The sequence below is a fragment of the uncultured Nostoc sp. genome (assembly GCF_937863485.1).
Taxonomy (GTDB): domain Bacteria; phylum Cyanobacteriota; class Cyanobacteriia; order Cyanobacteriales; family Nostocaceae; genus Nostoc.
This window is the reverse complement of record NZ_CALMFY010000186.1, coordinates 29487-46956: the sequence shown is the minus strand read 5'-3', so window position 1 is coordinate 46956 and position 17470 is coordinate 29487. Positions and strand designations below refer to the sequence as shown.

General features: G+C 40.5%; 12 protein-coding genes. 8 read left to right on the top strand and 4 right to left on the bottom strand.

From position 1 onward, the window contains the following. The first annotated feature begins 24 nt into the window (after positions 1-24). Positions 25-930: a serine/threonine-protein kinase gene (locus tag Q0541_RS25035; protein WP_298917143.1), complete on the top strand. Its 906-nt coding sequence runs from the start codon at positions 25-27 to the stop codon at positions 928-930. 89 nt (positions 931-1019) lie between these two features. Next, on the top strand, positions 1020-1358 hold the full coding sequence (locus Q0541_RS25030) for a hypothetical protein (protein ID WP_298917140.1): 339 nt from the start codon (positions 1020-1022) through the stop codon (positions 1356-1358). 701 nt (positions 1359-2059) lie between these two features. Here Q0541_RS25030 and Q0541_RS25025 read toward each other — a convergent pair. Further along, on the bottom strand, positions 2060-2191 hold the full coding sequence (locus tag Q0541_RS25025; protein WP_298917137.1) for a hypothetical protein: 132 nt from the start codon (positions 2189-2191) through the stop codon (positions 2060-2062). Positions 2192-2328: 137 nt separating this feature from the next. Next, entirely contained in the window at positions 2329-3354 is a 1026-nt protein-coding gene (locus Q0541_RS25020) for a diguanylate cyclase (protein ID WP_298917133.1), read from the bottom strand. 1716 nt (positions 3355-5070) lie between these two features. On the opposite strand from Q0541_RS25020, the gene Q0541_RS25015 reads away from it, so the two are divergent. Beyond that, positions 5071-7974: a calcium-binding protein gene (locus Q0541_RS25015; RefSeq protein ID WP_298917128.1), complete on the top strand. Its 2904-nt coding sequence runs from the start codon at positions 5071-5073 to the stop codon at positions 7972-7974. A gap of 264 nt (positions 7975-8238) precedes the next feature. Here Q0541_RS25015 and Q0541_RS25010 read toward each other — a convergent pair whose 3' ends face one another. After that, positions 8239-9150: an exosortase-dependent surface protein XDP2 gene (locus Q0541_RS25010; RefSeq protein ID WP_298917125.1), complete on the bottom strand. Its 912-nt coding sequence runs from the start codon at positions 9148-9150 to the stop codon at positions 8239-8241. A gap of 497 nt (positions 9151-9647) precedes the next feature. Between Q0541_RS25010 and Q0541_RS25005 the strand changes: the two genes are divergently transcribed. The 5 genes from Q0541_RS25005 (at position 9648) to Q0541_RS24985 (ending at position 16514) form a co-directional block, all read left to right on the top strand. After that, positions 9648-10814 (top strand): calcium-binding protein, encoded by a 1167-nt coding sequence (locus tag Q0541_RS25005; RefSeq protein ID WP_298917122.1) that lies wholly within the window; start codon positions 9648-9650, stop codon positions 10812-10814. Positions 10815-11099: 285 nt separating this feature from the next. Further along, the gene (locus tag Q0541_RS25000; RefSeq protein ID WP_298917119.1) at positions 11100-12416 is read left to right on the top strand and encodes an efflux RND transporter periplasmic adaptor subunit; all 1317 of its coding nucleotides are present in this window, start codon (positions 11100-11102) and stop codon (positions 12414-12416) included. A 465-nt stretch (positions 12417-12881) separates the two neighbouring features. Next, on the top strand, positions 12882-13334 hold the full coding sequence (locus Q0541_RS24995; RefSeq protein ID WP_298917116.1) for a hypothetical protein: 453 nt from the start codon (positions 12882-12884) through the stop codon (positions 13332-13334). Between the two features lie 474 nt (positions 13335-13808). Next, positions 13809-14549, top strand: coding sequence for an SDR family oxidoreductase (locus Q0541_RS24990; protein WP_298917114.1), 741 nt, complete (start codon positions 13809-13811; stop codon positions 14547-14549). Between the two features lie 306 nt (positions 14550-14855). Beyond that, positions 14856-16514, top strand: a complete 1659-nt coding sequence (locus Q0541_RS24985; protein WP_298917111.1) for a pseudouridine synthase — start codon at positions 14856-14858, stop codon at positions 16512-16514. 219 nt (positions 16515-16733) lie between these two features. Here Q0541_RS24985 and Q0541_RS24980 read toward each other — a convergent pair whose 3' ends face one another. After that, complete coding sequence (locus tag Q0541_RS24980; RefSeq protein ID WP_298917185.1) at positions 16734-17063, bottom strand: TIM-barrel domain-containing protein; 330 nt, start codon at positions 17061-17063, stop codon at positions 16734-16736. Positions 17064-17470 lie beyond the last annotated feature (407 nt).

Below are 17470 nucleotides of genomic sequence, written 5' to 3'. Positions count from 1 at the left end.
GAATTCATCAGGAAATAACAGTCTATGTTTCCAAATGAAAATTTACTTATAGGTGGACGCTATAGAATTAACGAAGAACTAGGTAAAGGTAGCTTTGGTGAAACATCTAAAGCTACTGATACTAGAAAATTTGATAAAACAGTTGTAGTTAAGCGACTTAGGGTCGAGTCGTATTCAGAAGACTTTAAGGTAAAAGCGAAAGAATTATTTAAAAGAGAAGCAAAAAGTTATATGCAATTAGGAAGTGAGCATTCCCAAATTCCACAACTAGAAGCTTACTTTGAAGAAAACGATGATTTTTATTTGGTGATGGAATACATTGATGGAGCAAACTTAAGTCAGCAAGAACTTAGAGAAGACAATATACTTAAAGAAAAAGACTTGATAAATTTGTTGAAGAATCTTCTAACAATTCTTCAAGCTGTTCACAGGGAAAGCCTGGTTCACCGAGATATTAAACCTGATAATCTTATTCGCAGAAATAGTGATAAAAAAATTCTACTAATTGATTTTGGCGCTGTCACAAATGATTTAAATATTAAAGAAAAAGAGCAAATAACTGGTCAAAGGACAAATCTTGGAAGTATTTATGCTGCTCCCGAACAATTTCATGGAGACGCATATCCTTGCAGTGATATTTATGCGGTAGGAATAATATGTATTCAAGCGTTAACTGGAAGACAACCTAAAAACTTGCCTGTAGGTCCAAAGAACGGGGACAAACTTTGGGAACATCTAACATCAGCCTCTGAGGATTTAAAACGAGTTATCAGAAAAATGATTCGCTTTGATAATTCTCAACGCTATCAGTCAGTAGATGAAGTGTTGAAAGATATTGACAAAATAGACAAAACAGACAATCAATCTCCTCAAAAAACAACTTTCAATCAATCCCTGTTCTTCCTATCAAAGCAATTATTGGTAGTTTAGCTATTTTAAGTATAAGTATAATAAGTATAGCTATCCATAAAAATATATCTGAGAAAGACCTTATTTTACAACCTATTACACGTGAAGACATGAATAAATTATGTCGAGATCCAAATTATTTTATCCCAAAAATTCATAAAGAGTACCGGGATCTGAAAGACAAGATTAAATCAGATTTTATTGTAAAAGGACTAAAATTAGATAATTCATTAATAGAGGTTATTCCAGCATATCGCTGGAGATGTGCTTATAAATTAAAAAATCAAAGTAATTTACGAGAAGGTGGGTCAAGGCCAAATCCCATAGATCTAGGTTTATCTATGGATGAGTCTATTTGTGAAAAAATACTTGGATATAAAAAACGTACCGTAGCAGTACCTCTTCACTACGACAACCCAGATTCTATTCACTGTATTCTTACCAACTAATAAGCTATGCATTAGTCATATCTTTCTTAACTCAAATCTTACATCTGGAAATATGAATGTCAAAACTATAACTACGTACAAGGTGAGCAAGGCGCTCAATCTCAAGTAATATGTGAGACATGACTATTTGAGGAAAAATTGATTCTAAGGCAGCTTGTGTCAATTAACAAATTGTTTGTCGCTTTAACAAATTAATGTCGTTCTATCATAAATTGCTAAAGTCAATCCAGATCAAGGAGTTGTAATTTTTTGAGCATTCTTCACATGGCACGGATTAGTGATCGCATCAACGACTGAAACCCTTACATCGTATAATTTTCTTTTTCGATGACATTAATCTGTTAAAGCGACAAACAATTTGAAGCGGCTTTATCCATCAATTCTTTCTTGACAGACTAGTAGAGACTGGGGACTGGGAACTGGGAACTGGGAAGCCTCAGTCCGCTAATTCCCTGTTCTATAAATATATATTTCCATTTGTTTACAAAACCTACAGACACTCCTAAAATATTTCCAATTGTTGAATGTTTATAGTTTTGTATTACTATTTTTACAGAAAGTGCCCGTTTTAATTCTCTAGGATCTGGGTTCGCTTGAATGAACTCTATCAACTCTTGCATCTGTACGGTCATCCACACTGTCACTACTGCCAATATTCACCATATCAACAACTGTTATTTTTCACAAATGATTTAGGATTGCTATACTCCCTCTCCTGCGATCGCTATTTCTACTACTCCAACTCCAACCAATCCTTCCCTTTCCCCTTCCTCTAATCCTAATCCCGCTCCCTCTCCTGCGATTGCAATTTCACAAACAATGTATCGGCTCAATAAATTGGGGTAGCAGAAAAAATAAAAAAGTGAGTGAGGTACACATATCATCATTAGATATGACACGTTATGCAACAAAAATTTACAACCTGTCCCCTGAATGCGGGTATCCCGGCTGAACCTCAATCTAGATATATCTAACAAAATATGATTCGATTTCGTCCCTCTTGTTTTGCTCTAGAAAGTGCTTTCTGGCCAGCCTTCATCAAAATTTGAGGAGATGATTCCCAAGTGGGAACTGTAGTCGCTACCCCTATACTTAGGGTGACATATTGACTAATTTCAGACTTTGGGTGAGCAATTTCTAAATTTCTAATTTTCTTTTGTATTTCTGTGGCAACGATAACTACGCGATTTGCATCGGTATATGGCAGAATAACAGCAAATTCGTCATCTCCATAACGAACTGCTAAATCTTGACTTTTTAGTTCTAATTGAGTTGCGAAAAGTGTACCAATTCTTTGTAAGCATTTACTTCCTTCAAAATGATCATAGTGTTCATTATAAAATTTTAAAAAATCGACATCGCACCAAATTAAGGACAATGGAGCTTGCTTTTGTGCCAGATTAATCCACTGTGCATTCAAATAATTATCAAAACGGCGGTAATTAGATAAACCAGTTAAGCAATCGGTATTAGCAATTTGCTCCAGAGCTTGGTTTGCCGCCTCTAATTGTTTGTAAATTTGCGCTTCCTTTAGCAGTCGGCGCAACCGCTGGCGCAATACAGGCCAATGAATTGGTTTAGTGACATAATCAATCGCCCCTGCGTCAAAAGCAAGGTTTACAGATTCTTCATCGTCCAAGCATGTGATCATCAATATGGGAGTGCGCTGCCATATCTGGGAAATCATACTCTTGTTAAGAGTCGAGTCAGTATCAAAGGTTTCAACGGCTGATTTTAAATTATTCTTGTCAATCTGGTGCAAGTGCTTACAGCAGGTAAAGCCATCCATCACAGGCATTACAGCATCCAGCAAAACTATATCTGGTTTGATAGTCTCGTAAGCATCTAAACATTGCTTACCATCATTGACCTCGACCACTCGATAACCTTCTTGTTCCATAGCTTTACGCAAGAATACTCGAACACTGTTGTCATCATCAGCCACTAGAATCAGTGGTGGTTGCTTAGAAACAGAAAATGAGCTTATGCCTGACATGAGTTGGTCTCCCCGTAGCGCATATTAGAAATATTACTTAAATAAAATGTAGAAATCAGTATTTTTTTAGATGATAGCAGTTCTGACAAATTAGGAGTATAACAAAATACTTACTTTTGACGAATTCAGTTAGGGGTTTCCGTGCTAAAAATGGCGTAGTTACACATAATCTGCCATTGTTCCGAAACTGCCGTTGCTGAAGAATAATTGTGTAATTTATTACATTATAAACTAGCGATCGCAATTAGAGAAGCTGAAATAAAAAATTTTGTTTGATGAAGTTGAGAAAAATTCATACTTAGTTGCCACACTTATCAAAGTAATAATTGTTTCTTTAAGATGGGTGCCGTATACTAATTTGTCAATGGTGTAGGGAACTTATAAACTTTAAAGGTATTTATTTTAGGACTAGCCCTTTCAAACTGAACGTTTGTACTATCAAAAAAATAGCGTTCTTAACCCGATTTTGGTATTTTGACGATTGCGTAGGCGTAGCCCGCTGTAGACATACCCTTAGTAGCCTAATTCATCCGGCAACGGGAGCAACGCCGCTTCTTCTATCTCCTCAATACTGTCCACGCTTATTTAAATAGCGAAGTCAAAGTCAACTCTCACTCTCCTACTCCCTCTCCTGTGATCGCTATTTTTACTACTCCAACCTCTCCTTCCCCTACCCCTACCCCTGCACCTATGATCGCAATTTCTACAATACCAACGACACCAACCAATCCTTCCGCTGCACCTACTCCTGCTGCCGCGATCGCAGCGAACCACGAGTCCTCTTACGTCGTCCGAAAGCCTACCCCTTAATGACTAAACCCCGGCATGAATTACACAAGCAATTGCAAACTGCTTAACCCATAAGTGTTTCTTTCGGCTTTTCAAGTGTGCCATTCAAATATGATTCCTATATTAATTCGTAATAGCCTTCCGGAAGAGGCACCATCAAAAGATAAATGGCACATAAACAAAATATTTTTACGTCAATTTCTCAGCAAATAATGTGAAGAATATGCAAAGATGTACCTTTAGCAAAGATATCTAAGTAAATACGATAGTATATAAAGTGTTGGATTGTTTAGATATTCTCTATTTTCAACGGAAATATCTACGTATTTTCTTCAAAAATGTATAAAAAATATAAAATCACAGTCAATAATTGACTAGTTCCTCTTCTAGTAGGACTTAAACGCTGGCAACTAACTAAATATTAAGTGTGAATTCTAGGCATTCAACCATTAGATTTTTTAATTATTCTTGTTCAGTGATTTTTCAGAAGAAGAATCATTAATTTAGCCGAAAAAGACCAATTATTGGGAATACACATGCTGATTAATTTGTACAGCGCTTAAGGATTAGATAGTTAGAGATAGTTAGATAGGATCACGTAAAAGCTATTCTTGGAGTAAATCTTTGAGAAAGATTACTGTTGCTTAAGGATAGCGAAAATGTATTAGACCTCTTGCAAAAAAGTTTTGTGGTATGATTAGGGGTTTTATAAAAAATCCATATCAGAATCTATACAGAGAACTTTTGTTACCTCATTGGGATGTTTGATAGAGATAGAAAGCAAATTTTGATAACCCATTATTGTACCATAATTTATTTTTGCAAGAGGTCTATTATTGAGGCGGTTTATTTGTACCCGAAAACAGCACTCAAGTCCAGGTTGAGAATTGAAGCTACTGAAAAAATTGATTTAGGTAAATAAAAGTGATGGCGAATATCAACGGAACCAGCAAAAATGATACCTTACAGGGCGGTTATAATGCGGACACGATTAATGGTAAGGGAGGCAACGATACGATCACAGGTTACGGGGGCAAAGACATCTTAACTGGTGGCAGTGGCAATGATGAATTTGTGATCATGGAATTTGTGCTCACGGACTCTGACACTAAGCGCATCACCGATTTTGGTGGCATTGGTAAAGGAATAGACCCAACACCAGGAGTCATTGCCGAGGTTGATACTCTAAAATTCCAGGGCGATGGCTTAACTGCCCAAAATATGCTGTTGACCAAGAATGGCAGCAATTTGGAAATCGGCTTTGAAAATATATATGACATCAATGAAGGTGTATTTTATCCCAGAGTCATTTTGCAAAACTTTGCCTTGGAAAACCTAGATAACTTGAGCAAATCTACTGGAGCCACCGTAGATTTGGGTAATATAGAGTTTGATGAGCAAAGTAAGATTACGGACAGCTTTGATGTTTTCAATGCCGACTCTACTCAAAGCAGCATCTTTAATTTGAATACAGTCACCTTCCTCAATGACATAGACAACAATGTTAACGGCTTTGATAACTCAGATGATGTGATTAATGGTCAGGGGGGTGACGACATTATCAACAGCTTGAGTGGTAATGACATCCTCCGAGGTGGTGCAGGAAATGACATCCTCAGAGGTGGTGTAGGAAATGATACCCTCAACGGTGGCTATGGAAATGATACTCTTGAGGGTGGTGCGGGGAATAATACCCTTGACGGTGGTACTGCTGATGATTACCTGAATGCTAGCGGTTCAACAGGTAATAACCTCCTCTTTGGAGGCGATGGAAATGATACCCTTAACGGTGGCTATGGAAATGATACTCTTAATGATCGTTTGGGTAATGACATCCTTAATGGTGGTGTGGGAAATGATACCCTTAATGATGGTAATGATGGTGTAAGCAATGACACCCTCAACGGAGGCGCTGGTAACGATTACTTAAATGTTAAGTCTTTTGATTCTAATTCCGCTTCAACGGGTGATAACCTGCTGTATGGGGACAATGGCAATGATTATCTTTTCGCTTTTGGCGGCTACTATAAATACAATGATGCATACCGTGACTATATCACAATTTACAATTATCTATCGGGAAATAATACCCTTAAGGGAGGCGCTGGTAATGATTACTTGCGTATTGAAGCATCAAGTGGCAATAACGTCCTCTCTGGGGATGATGGTGACGACGGCTTGTCGTCTGAGTATTCAACAGGCAATAACATCTTCTCTGGAGGCAGTGGCAATGATAATCTCCAGATCTATAACTCCAGCGACTCCGGCATTATCTTCAAAGGTAATAACACTCTCGATGGTGGCGTTGGTAACGATACCTTGTATATTTACAATTCAGCAGGTAATAACATCCTCTCTGGAGGCGATGGCAATGATCAACTTTATACAACAGTAGATGGAGATTCTGGCAGTAATACCCTCAACGGAGGGAATGGCAATGATTCCATACAACTATCTTATTCTATTTCCTTAGTGACTCAAGTGGTGGATGGGGGAGCAGGTGACGATTCGTTGACTTTAGACTGGGGTGCAGTCCAGGGAATCACTTTTACTTTCAATCCAACTACAAACATTGGGTCAATAACCACAGGCACTACCAATCTGCTTACCTATAAGAATATCGAAGAATTAAATATCATCTCCACTACAGACTATGATGACTATATATTGGGGAGCAATGGCAACGATACTCTTTATGGAGGCGATGGCAATGATACCGTAGATGGGGGTAAGGGTGACAATTTGTTGAAAGTCCATTACCACAAAACTACAGGGGGGATAATCTCCACAATCAATGCCAGTACTAACAGTGGATCGATTACCGCAGGCAGCAATAGCGTTAGTTACAAGAATATTGAACGATTAGATATTTCTGGTACAGACTACAATGACAACATATTGGGAAGCAATGGCAACGATACTCTCTCCACTGGTGATCGTGGTAATGATACCATAGATGGAGGGACTGGCGAGGATTTGTTAATAGATGATTATACTACTGCTACAAAGGGGATCACCTCGACCTTCAATGCCAGTAATAATAGTGGAGCGATTACCGTAGGGAGCAATAGCGTTAGTTACAAAAATATTGAACGATTAAACATTTATGGTACAAGCTACGATGACTATATATTGGGGGCCAATGGTAACGATAGCCTCTTAGGGGCGGGTAGTGGCAATGATACGCTCAATGGAGGTAATGGGAACGATTTTTTGTCCGTCAATTACACTAATTATCCGATAGATTCAGGTAAGGAGCAAGATATAGATGGAGGAAATGGGGACGATATTTTGTCCGTCTATTTTAATAATGCTACAGAGGGAATAACTTCCACAATCAATCTCACTACTAACACTGGATCGATTAGCTTAGGAACCAATACGGTTAGTTACAAGAATATCGAAGGATTACAGATTTATGGTACAGACAACAATGACAACATAGTGGGGAGCAATGGCAACGATACCCTCTACGGGGGCAATGGAAATGACACCCTCACAGGTGGGAAAGGTAGTGATACTTTTGCTTTGGATTATATAAATATATATGCAAATGAGGTTGATAATTTTTATGACTTCAACCCCACTAATGACCTGATTCGGGTATCAGCTTCTATTTTTGGTGAGGCGTTATCATTAGGTTCACTTCACACAACCCAGTTTACTATCGGAACATCTGCAACCACTAACAAAGAGCGATTTATCTACAACAGCGCTACAGGTGCATTGTTCTTTGACCTTGATGGTAGTGCATCTGGCTTTACTCAGGTAAAATTTGCACAACTATCTCCTGGATTGTCACTAACTAACAACAATTTTGTGGTTATTTAATCGCAGTTAGCGCTCTCTTGTCTGCGATCCCTAAGGTTTGCGAGGTGCTGTTTAAAGTACTTCGCATCTGTTTTGCTCCCGCAATATCCCCGTAGGGGTACGGCGGGCTTTGCCGAAGCTGGTCAACGCGTTCATTTTGGCTCAATGCCAAATAGAGTTCTAGGATGATATTGGATCAATAAGTAACCTATGAAAGCTCGTTATACTTGCTAGCGAAAGTTTTGTAGACTTGCGTTTTTAGTGAAATTTTGACAAGCTGCTAAATCATCCTATAACTTTTTTCTGACGCTTTAAGACCATTCCCATACTGCTAACAAGCAGTAAGCTCATAAAAGTAGTAGGCTCAGGAACAGTTTCAACATTAGCTGCCACAACCTTAAAATCAGGCCCGTTGTCATTAGGAATATTAGGAATAAGCCCATTATTATTGGAACTGGTTAATCTTAGTGTTCTTGTAGTGGTTCGGTCTAAAGTAATACCGATAGAACCAATATTGAAAGGCCCATTGTTCACAATTGGCTCAACAACTGTACTAATGTTATAGTCAGCTTTGGTGTAGTTTTGTCTCAAGATTTTGTAACTAGCTATAACTGCGTTATTGTCATCCAAAGCCTCCACCAATAAGTCACTATCGCCAGCCACTGTTCCACCGGCTGTTCCACCACGCTCCCAAAAAAAGAACGTATTTACCGGATTTGCAAAATAAACTTCAATGCTGGCTTTATTTGCATTTTCTCGTGTTACCAAGATGCTGTTGAGATTTAAATTACCTAAACTGTCCACAATGTTTTGAGCAGTTGGGTTTGGTTTTGAGGGCCCTTCTACAACTAAATTATCATACTGAGTATTGGGCCCTCGTCCTGAATTAAGTATGCCAAAAACACCGCCATCAGCAAGAGTATAAGTATCGTTTTGAAGAATGTTCCCTTGCTTGACAACTTCAAAATTACTAATCGTTTTGCCATGAAATTCTAGAGAGTCTAGTCGTACATCCCTGGTAGAGTCGTTGAGTAATCTACCTGTGGGGTCGTTAATAGGAGTAGCAGTAACATTGGTTTGAAACGAAAATGTACTGAATGAAGCTGCCTGAACAGGTACTGCAACCGTAAGGGAAACCATTGATATACAAGCAGCACTTGTAGAGAAGGCTATTGTTTTTGCCAAAATACTTTTCATTCGTATTACACCTGAGTAGAGATCAGAAAAATTTGCCTCAGTGAATCTCATCGATTATTAGGCAGAATCAATTTGGCCACACAGCAGCAAATATGTGTAGCCAGACTTCTGCTTTTATCAAAAGCAAAGTTTTAAACTTTTTCACAACCGCGTGAATCAGTCTTTTGGTTTTTGAAAGCCTTAAATTAAAGACTTGATAGTTACTACGTAAAGCCGACAGACTTGCCGTAGTTTTTAGAAATATCTCATATCTTTTGGTATCTGTCAATAATTGATCCTCTTGGGAATGAATTGCACAGGTTTCAAGCTAGCAATCTCTTGTCAAGAAGATAGCCTAACTAACCCCTAGCAAACCTGGATGCAAGCCATTTCGCCAGCATTAGAGTTTGTAACAGATTATAAAATATTCCCAAAACGGGAATATTCATTACTCTAATTGCAACTTTGGGCCATTCTCACCCATCACAACCAAGTGAGTTTTTTCCACCCAGCGCTTAATGCCCGCTAGCTTTTGTCAAGTTCTCAAGACTAAATTCGGTGTAAGTCTGGATGATTTTACAAATGCAATGATGGGGGACGTTGCATCTACTCAAAAAATTTTGACTATCCTGCAAAACTTTGCTTTGGAAAACTTAGATAACCTCAGCAGATCTCCAGGAGCCACTATCAACTTGGGCAATATAGTGTTTGATGGGCAAACTAGCATCACCGACAGCTTTGATGTCTTCAATGCCAACTCTACTCAAAGCACTATTTTCCAGAAGAACACAGTCACCTTCCTTAACGACCTCAACAATAATGTTAACGGCTTTGACAACTCAAATGATGTCATAAATGGTCAGGGGGGTGATGACATCATTCAGGGCTTGGGTGGCAACGACCTTTTAAGGGGTGGTACGGGCAATGACTCCCTCTTTGGTGGTGCGCGCCATGAGTTCCCCGAAGATAGTGACTCCCTCCCAGGCAATGACTCCCTTGTTGGTGGCGTTGGTGACGATTACTTGAATGTTAACTCTTCATTAGGCAATAATCTGCTCTTTGGGGGCGATGGCAATGATTCTTTTGACTTATCTTACTCATCTGGCAAAAATACCCTCAATGGTGGCGTTGGTGACGATACCTTGAATGCTGAGTCTTCATCAGGCAATAATCTGCTCTCTGGGGGAGATGGCAATGATTTTCTAAGCATCTCTGGCTACTTGTTTTATAACGCCAGTACTATTGACTATAGATCAAGTGGCAATAATACCCTCAATGGTGGTGCAGGTAACGATACCTTGAATGGTAGCGGTTCATATGTCAATAAGCTACTCTCTGGAGGCGATGGCAATGACTACCTTACAGGTGGGAATGGTATTGATACCTTTGCTTTCAATAGTTCCCACGAAGGTGTTGATAGTCTTTATGACTTTAACGCTACTGATGACCTGATTCAGGTATCAGCTGATGGTTTTGGTGGTGGGTTGTCAACACCTTCACTCAAAGCAGATCAGTTTACCATCGGAACATCTGCAACCACTAGCAAAGAGCGATTTATCTACAATGACATTACAGGTGCATTGTTCTTTGACCAAGATGGTAGTGCATCTGGGTTTACTCAGGTAAAATTTGCACAATTATCAGCTGGATTGTCACTAACCCAAAACAATTTTGTAGTTGTTTAATCGTCATTAACGTTTTACCATTACTAAGCGATATGTATTGTGAGGTGCTTAAAATAGCACCTCGCATTCGATTGATTAATGCAAGTCATTTTGATCAGCGATGGTCTATGGAAAATTAGGAATTCACCTTTCGGTAGATTTAGACAGAATTATCAAAACTGTATATTTGGATGGGGGAACACATAATTTGCCACAAAACCTCATGCTAAATCAGTAATTTCAATATCAACAGATGCAATTTTGATTGAATTCTAGTTAATTTCTTCCTTAAGTTCCTCATCAGCCATGACATCCCCTGAGCCTCAAAATGATTTTGGAGACAAACCTCCACAAACCCCATTTGAGCCACCTTCTGGAAAACGGCGGTGGCTTTGGTTATTTTTACCTGCACTACTATTATTAGGGGGCGGAACAGCTATAGTTTGGCGTTTGCTCACTCCGCAAAATTCAGCACCTTCAACTGCTAATGCTCAACCTCTAGGGGTAAGAGTCAAAATATCGACAGTACAAAGCGGCATAATTGAGGAAAGTTCAGATTTTATTGCTAGCCTAAAATCCCAGCGCTCAGTCACGCTTCAGCCGAGGATTCAGGGCCAAGTTACCCAGATATTTGTCAAATCGGGAGATTTAGTCGCCCAAGGAGCGGCAATTATCCAAGTAGATCCTACACCACAAGCGGGTGTCACTGGCAGCAATGCTGTACCTCAAGCATTTTTAGTGCAACTGGAAAATGCCCGCGCTACACTCAAATCTCTGGAAGCAGAACGACCATCCTACGTTGCAAATCTGCAATTGTACCAACAGAACTACGAAAAGTTTGTCACCCTAGCTCAAGAAGGAGCCGTGTCTCGACAGACTCGCAATCAGTTTGCTGATCGGCTCACCGCTGCTAAGACTAGTCTTGATGCAATTGATTCCAGGATTCAAGCACAACGAGCCAACATATTGCAGGCTGAAAAATCTTTGCAGCAAGGTAATGTAAATATTCCAAACCAACAAGTCCCGCTCCAGTCCGAGAAAATTACCACTCCCTTTGGTGGCACAGTTGGCAACATCGCCGTGAAAGTAGGTGATTTAGTTAACACTTCCACACAATTAGTTAATATCACCCAAAATCGACCTTTAGAAGTTAATATCTCTGTGCCACTACAGCAAGGGGCCCTATTGCGTAAGGGAATGCCAGTGGAGGTTATGAACACACAAGGTGAGAAGCTTGGTAGAAGTAGGGTATTTTTTATTGCACCTAATGCCAGTAATCAAACACAAGGGATACTGATCAAAGCACTTTTTAACAACCCTAACGGTCAGCTACGTGCAGATCAATTGGTAAGGGCTAGAGTGTTCTGGAATCAGCGCCCCGGAGTTTTAATTCCCACAACAGCAATGACTCGTATCGCTGGGGACACTTTTGTTTATGTAGTTGAAACGGAAAAATCTCCCCAAGGTGTATCCCAAGAAGTAGCTCGGCAAAGGCGAGTGAAGCTAGGCGAGATCAGAGATAATAATTACCAAGTTATTGAAGGATTACAGCCAGAAGATCAAGTTATTATCTCAGGGCTGCTCAATCTCAGGGATGGTGTTGCGATCGTTCCAGAATCTTAATTAAGGGTAAAGGGAGTGGGGAGATGAGGGAGTAGAGGAGAAGTCCTCAATCTTGTCTCCTACCAATGTCCATCCAAGAGCGTTAACTATAGTGCTTCTCGTTTGTATGCAATCCACTCTGACCTCTCTCCTTTTAGGAGAGCATTCGTAAAAGTTTAAGATATGATTCGTTTTGTCAATAGTGATTACGCTGTAAATTATCCATGCTATCGAGTATCTAATTAAGCTTTATACCAAGTTTGAACGCAAGGATGAACGATGCTTTTAAATATGACGCGTAGGCGTAGTCAGCCTTCTCTACGTGACGCTCCAAAACGGCATCGCAAGCTGAAAATTTGCGTTTCCGATCTCGATTTTAACTTAATTTTTCGCACCATTACTCATTGACAAATGTTTAATGACCTTAACCATTTGTCAATAGGTAAAAGTAAGCAATTACTTGATTACGTAAGAGAGGTAATAATTATGTCAGTGCAAATCATTAAATCTAAGTGTGGTTTAGTTTTAACTTGTTTACTTGGACAAATAATCTTGTTTGCTGCACCAGTACAAGCTGGAGTGGAGGGCAAAAGCTACAATGTCAATGTTAATTCGAGTCTGGGAGATAATTTTACTGCTTGTTTTGAATTTAAGGCCAATGGTAGCCTACGCTTTGTTGGACTAGACGCTACTTATAGCCGTACAAATCTAGGTCAGGATCAGAAAAATTGGCAAGCAGTCACAAAACCACCTTCAGTAGTAAGTATCGCACTTAACGGTGAAGTAATAGGAGACTTTGTTCCAGATCGGAGGATAAATGGTAATGCTATCAATTCCAACGGCACTACTTTTACATTTAATGGAACACGCTTATCTGATCCAACATGTCCGCCGTTTGCGATTCAAGGGATAGATCCAGAAAATCCTTTCTTAAAATAATTTAATCTACGCAGATTTGATAAACCAGATGAGCTTTTGGTTAACGAAGACAGACAATTTATCCTGCGTCATCAGCACTTAAATTCTGTCAAGTTCGGTAGGGCGTAGTTTACCGCACTTCTCTACGAGACGCTCTTGCTAGCTTGCTTCCCCGTAGAGGTACGGCAAGCTCAGTGACCACCGTAGGCATCGCGTTTACATCAAAGAACACTCAGGCATTCAATTTAGCTCAACATATTCAACAATATTCGCCAAGCCGCATCAAACCTTAATCTGCCGTGAAGAGAGCGCACATATCCTCAGCTCTTGCAAAGTATTTTCATTTTTCCCGCCTGACGCTTACTTGAAGTCGCTGGCGGGATTTTGGCTGGAATAAAGTTGGCTTTCTAACAGCGATCGCTAAATTTAACCTTGGTACAGGACTTTAACAGCAGATAATCACTTTGGTAAACTAAAATAAAATCAGATTAATCTATGGCATCTTTAGCCGGAAAAGTTGCAATTATCACTGGTGCATCGCGGGGAATTGGACGAGCGATCGCACTAAAATTAGCAGGTAATGGCGCATCTGTTGTCGTTAACTATGCGGGTAATACAGGCAAAGCACAGGAAGTTGTTGCGGAAATTGAAAAGTTGGGAGTAGAGGCGATCGCTATCCAAGCTGATGTTAGCAAAGTAGCCGACATCCAACGGTTATTTGAGCAAACACTTGAACGCTTCGGTAAACTCGATATTTTGGTCAACAATGCCGGAATCATCTTCTATAAACCAATTACTCAGGTGACAGAAGAAGATTTCGACAAAATTTTTGCCACTAATGTCAAAGGCACTTTTTTTGCTTGCCAACAAGCCGCGCAACACATGGCAGAAGGGGGACGGATTATCAACTTTTCCTCATCAACCACGGCAATGATGCTGCCAACTTATAGTGCCTATGTTGGAACCAAGGGTGCTGTTGAACAAATCACGCGGGTACTAGCTAAAGAATTGGGTGCAAAGGCGATCGCAGTTAATGTTATTTCTCCTGGCGCCACCGATACAGAACTATTCCGAGAAGGCAAAACACAAGAACACATAGACCATGTAGCTCAAATGGCTGCTTTTGGTAAACTGGGAGAGGTGGAAGAAATCGCCGACGTAGTAGCATTTCTCGCTAGCGACGAAGCTAGGTGGATCACTGGGCAAAACATCCGTGTAAATGGTGGAGCCGTGTGAGATGATCAAACTTAAGCGCAAAGCCCATGCGCCCCTCAATACTTCTCGGTTAAACGGCAATACAGTTTAGTAGGTTGGGTTGAGGAACGAAACCCAACATTATTAACCGTTCGTTGGGTTTCGCCAGCGCTCAACCCAACCTACCATTCTGATCCGAAAAGTATTGGTGCGCCCCTACTAACTAAACATGGGCTGAAAAAGTTTGTATAAACCATACCTGAATTCATAAACGCCGCTAAATACTACAGATTAGGGCGATTACACTTACTCAACTTTATATTTTAACTCAGCAACGCCGTATATTTTATGGTAATAATACGTTCGCTTTCAGATTTCATAGACTGCAATGCTATCAGCAACTCATCTCCTAGTTATTACTATGAAGGGCGTTGTCTCCAAAGTGGCGATCGCCTAAAACTACCCCGCACCTCAATGGCTGAAGCGATCGCCCACGGACTAATGCAACAGCTTGCCAACAATGATTGTTATTCTCGTGAAGGCAAGATGTATGGAATACTATTGGTTGAACTGCCTAGTGGCGAACAACGGGTACTCAAAGCCTTTTCCGGTCTTTTGAATGGTTGCAGTCTGGTTGAGGACTGGGTGCCACCAATTCCAGGAAGAGACGAAGTTGCTTTAGAGTCAGCCCGCACTTTGGCACAGTTGGACGCGATTAAGCAAGAACTCCTTAGCTTGAAGCAACTGACCGAACGCCAGCAGTACCAAACCCTATTTGATCAGTTTGAGCAGCAATTGCAAGCAATGAGCGATCGCCATCGCCATTGCAAACATCAACGACAGGAAAAACGTCAGCAAATCTGCGATCCACTTATTCTTGAACAACTCGACGAAGAGAGTCGTCAGCAGGGAATTGAGCGACGACAACTTAAACGCCAGCAGAATGCAGTATTACAGCCCCTTCAACAGTTAATTGCAGTGACGGATGCGCGAATTAGCGAACTGAAACAACAGCGTAAAGCACTGTCGCGTCAATTACAAGCTCAGATGCACGCTACATACAGCCTGACTAATTTTTCCGGGCGATCGCGAGCATTGCAACAATTGATGCCAGGAGGCTTCCCCACTGGTACAGGAGACTGTTGTGCCCCAAAGCTGCTCCATTATGCCGCAACACATAATCTCAAACCACTGGCAATGGCGGAATTTTGGTGGGGTGCGTCTTCTGTAAATCAGGACAAAATTCAGGGAGAATTTTATGGAGCATGTGCGGAGCGATGTCAGCCACTAATGGGGTTTTTGCTCTCAGGCTTGAAACCTATTTCAATCCCAAACAGGGATGTATACATAACTAGCCCACTTTCCCCTACCAAAGGAGAGATCCCGATTATTTATGAAGACGAATGGCTGATTGCTGTAAACAAGCCTGCTGGGCTGCTTTCAGTGCCTGGTCGTTATCGCGATCGCCAAGATAGTGTTTTGAGTCGCTTACGTCATCTATTACCGGATGGCATAACCCTTGCATCTGTGCATCGCCTAGATCAGGAAACTTCTGGTATTTTGTTGTTGGCGCGCGATCGTCAAACCCATCGGCAACTCAGCCAGCAGTTTCAGCAACGCCAGGTTTATAAAGTTTATGAAGCCATCCTTTCCGGTGCTGTGACAGTTAACCAAGGTACAATTGAACTGCCATTGTGGGCAGATCCTGAAAATCGCCCTAATCAAAAAGTTGATTGGCAGCACGGTAAACCTAGCTTGACACATTTTCAGGTAATGGCGAGAGAAAAAGACTACACCCGCGTAGAATTTACGCCGCTAACTGGACGCACTCATCAATTGAGGGTTCATGCAGCTGATGTGCGAGGACTTGGGGTAACTATTTTAGGCGATCGCCTTTATGGATGCTGTGCAGTTACCAGTCGGTTACATCTGCACGCTAGAGAACTTCGCTTCCAGCATCCGCAGTTAGAAAAAAGCCTACATTTACAAACAATTACGCCTTTTTGACAATATTAAAATAACGAGCATTTTAAGTATAATACCAATTTAAAAAAAGAATGCGACAAATAGACCATTTGTAGAGACGCGATTCATCGCGTCTTCACCCAAGGATGTGTTGCAATCATTAATTGAATTGGTATAAATACATAAAAATTTCTCCTAAAAAGCCAAAATCAAATTGTTGCCGACATTAAACCAACCATTTTCGGCCTGATCGAAAGCATTTTAGGAAGTCAGCTGCGGTAAAGCTACACGATTTAATGTCACCTTTGTCGCCAAGGATTCTTGGTTTTCGTCCCAATTCAACCGATCCATTGCACTGCCCGTAGACTCATCAACAGATGTCTGCGTTTCGTCAGGAATAATTCCACCAAACCAGTTCAAATCAAGCACGAAGCCATCGATTGGGAAATTATTGCTTCGCAAGCCGCTCAAAATCGGATCAATCTGCTTCCAATTGTCATAACCATACTCTGAAACCCACAAACCAAAGGTTTTACGAGGTGGAACTGGTGGGCGACTTACTAATTCTAGAAATTCTTTGCGTAAGTCCAGACCGTCATATTGAGTTCCCCGACAAGTTGCTAGGTTTAGCTTCTCGTATGTCTTTTACTGGTTAGTTCAATTGGGATTCCAACGAAGTTAGGTAAAGAACGTTGTCAATAAAACTCTGAGTTAAGCAAATCCAACGCTTTTTGGCATTGTGGACAAACGATACACGTCTAGATGATATGGACAATTCCACTTTTTCGCGTTCCTCACACCTGGAACTCGTAACAATCGACTTGCTTTTTAAATTTGGATGTGATAATTTCTGCTTGTAGTTTATTCAACGGTTATCCGACCGATTTACCGTATTTGTATAAACCAATATCACAGCTAAGAGGCTTGCCAATAAAAAATATCCAACTATTGATTGTGAGACCGCCCTACAAAATTGGATGATTTATTCCTTGAAAATC

Excerpts from the sequence above, each read along its gene's own strand:
- Q0541_RS25035 (WP_298917143.1), top strand. The coding sequence starts at position 25 with ATGTTTCCAAATGAAAATTTACTTATAGGTGGACGCTATAGAATTAAC.
- Q0541_RS25030 (WP_298917140.1), top strand. The coding sequence starts at position 1,020 with ATGAATAAATTATGTCGAGATCCAAATTATTTTATCCCAAAAATTCAT.
- Q0541_RS25020 (WP_298917133.1), bottom strand. The coding sequence starts at position 3,354 with ATGTCAGGCATAAGCTCATTTTCTGTTTCTAAGCAACCACCACTGATT.
- Q0541_RS25015 (WP_298917128.1), top strand. The coding sequence starts at position 5,071 with ATGGCGAATATCAACGGAACCAGCAAAAATGATACCTTACAGGGCGGT.
- Q0541_RS25010 (WP_298917125.1), bottom strand. The coding sequence starts at position 9,150 with ATGAAAAGTATTTTGGCAAAAACAATAGCCTTCTCTACAAGTGCTGCT.
- Q0541_RS25005 (WP_298917122.1), top strand. The coding sequence starts at position 9,648 with ATGCCCGCTAGCTTTTGTCAAGTTCTCAAGACTAAATTCGGTGTAAGT.
- Q0541_RS25000 (WP_298917119.1), top strand. The coding sequence starts at position 11,100 with ATGACATCCCCTGAGCCTCAAAATGATTTTGGAGACAAACCTCCACAA.
- Q0541_RS24995 (WP_298917116.1), top strand. The coding sequence starts at position 12,882 with ATGTCAGTGCAAATCATTAAATCTAAGTGTGGTTTAGTTTTAACTTGT.
- Q0541_RS24990 (WP_298917114.1), top strand. The coding sequence starts at position 13,809 with ATGGCATCTTTAGCCGGAAAAGTTGCAATTATCACTGGTGCATCGCGG.
- Q0541_RS24985 (WP_298917111.1), top strand. The coding sequence starts at position 14,856 with ATGGTAATAATACGTTCGCTTTCAGATTTCATAGACTGCAATGCTATC.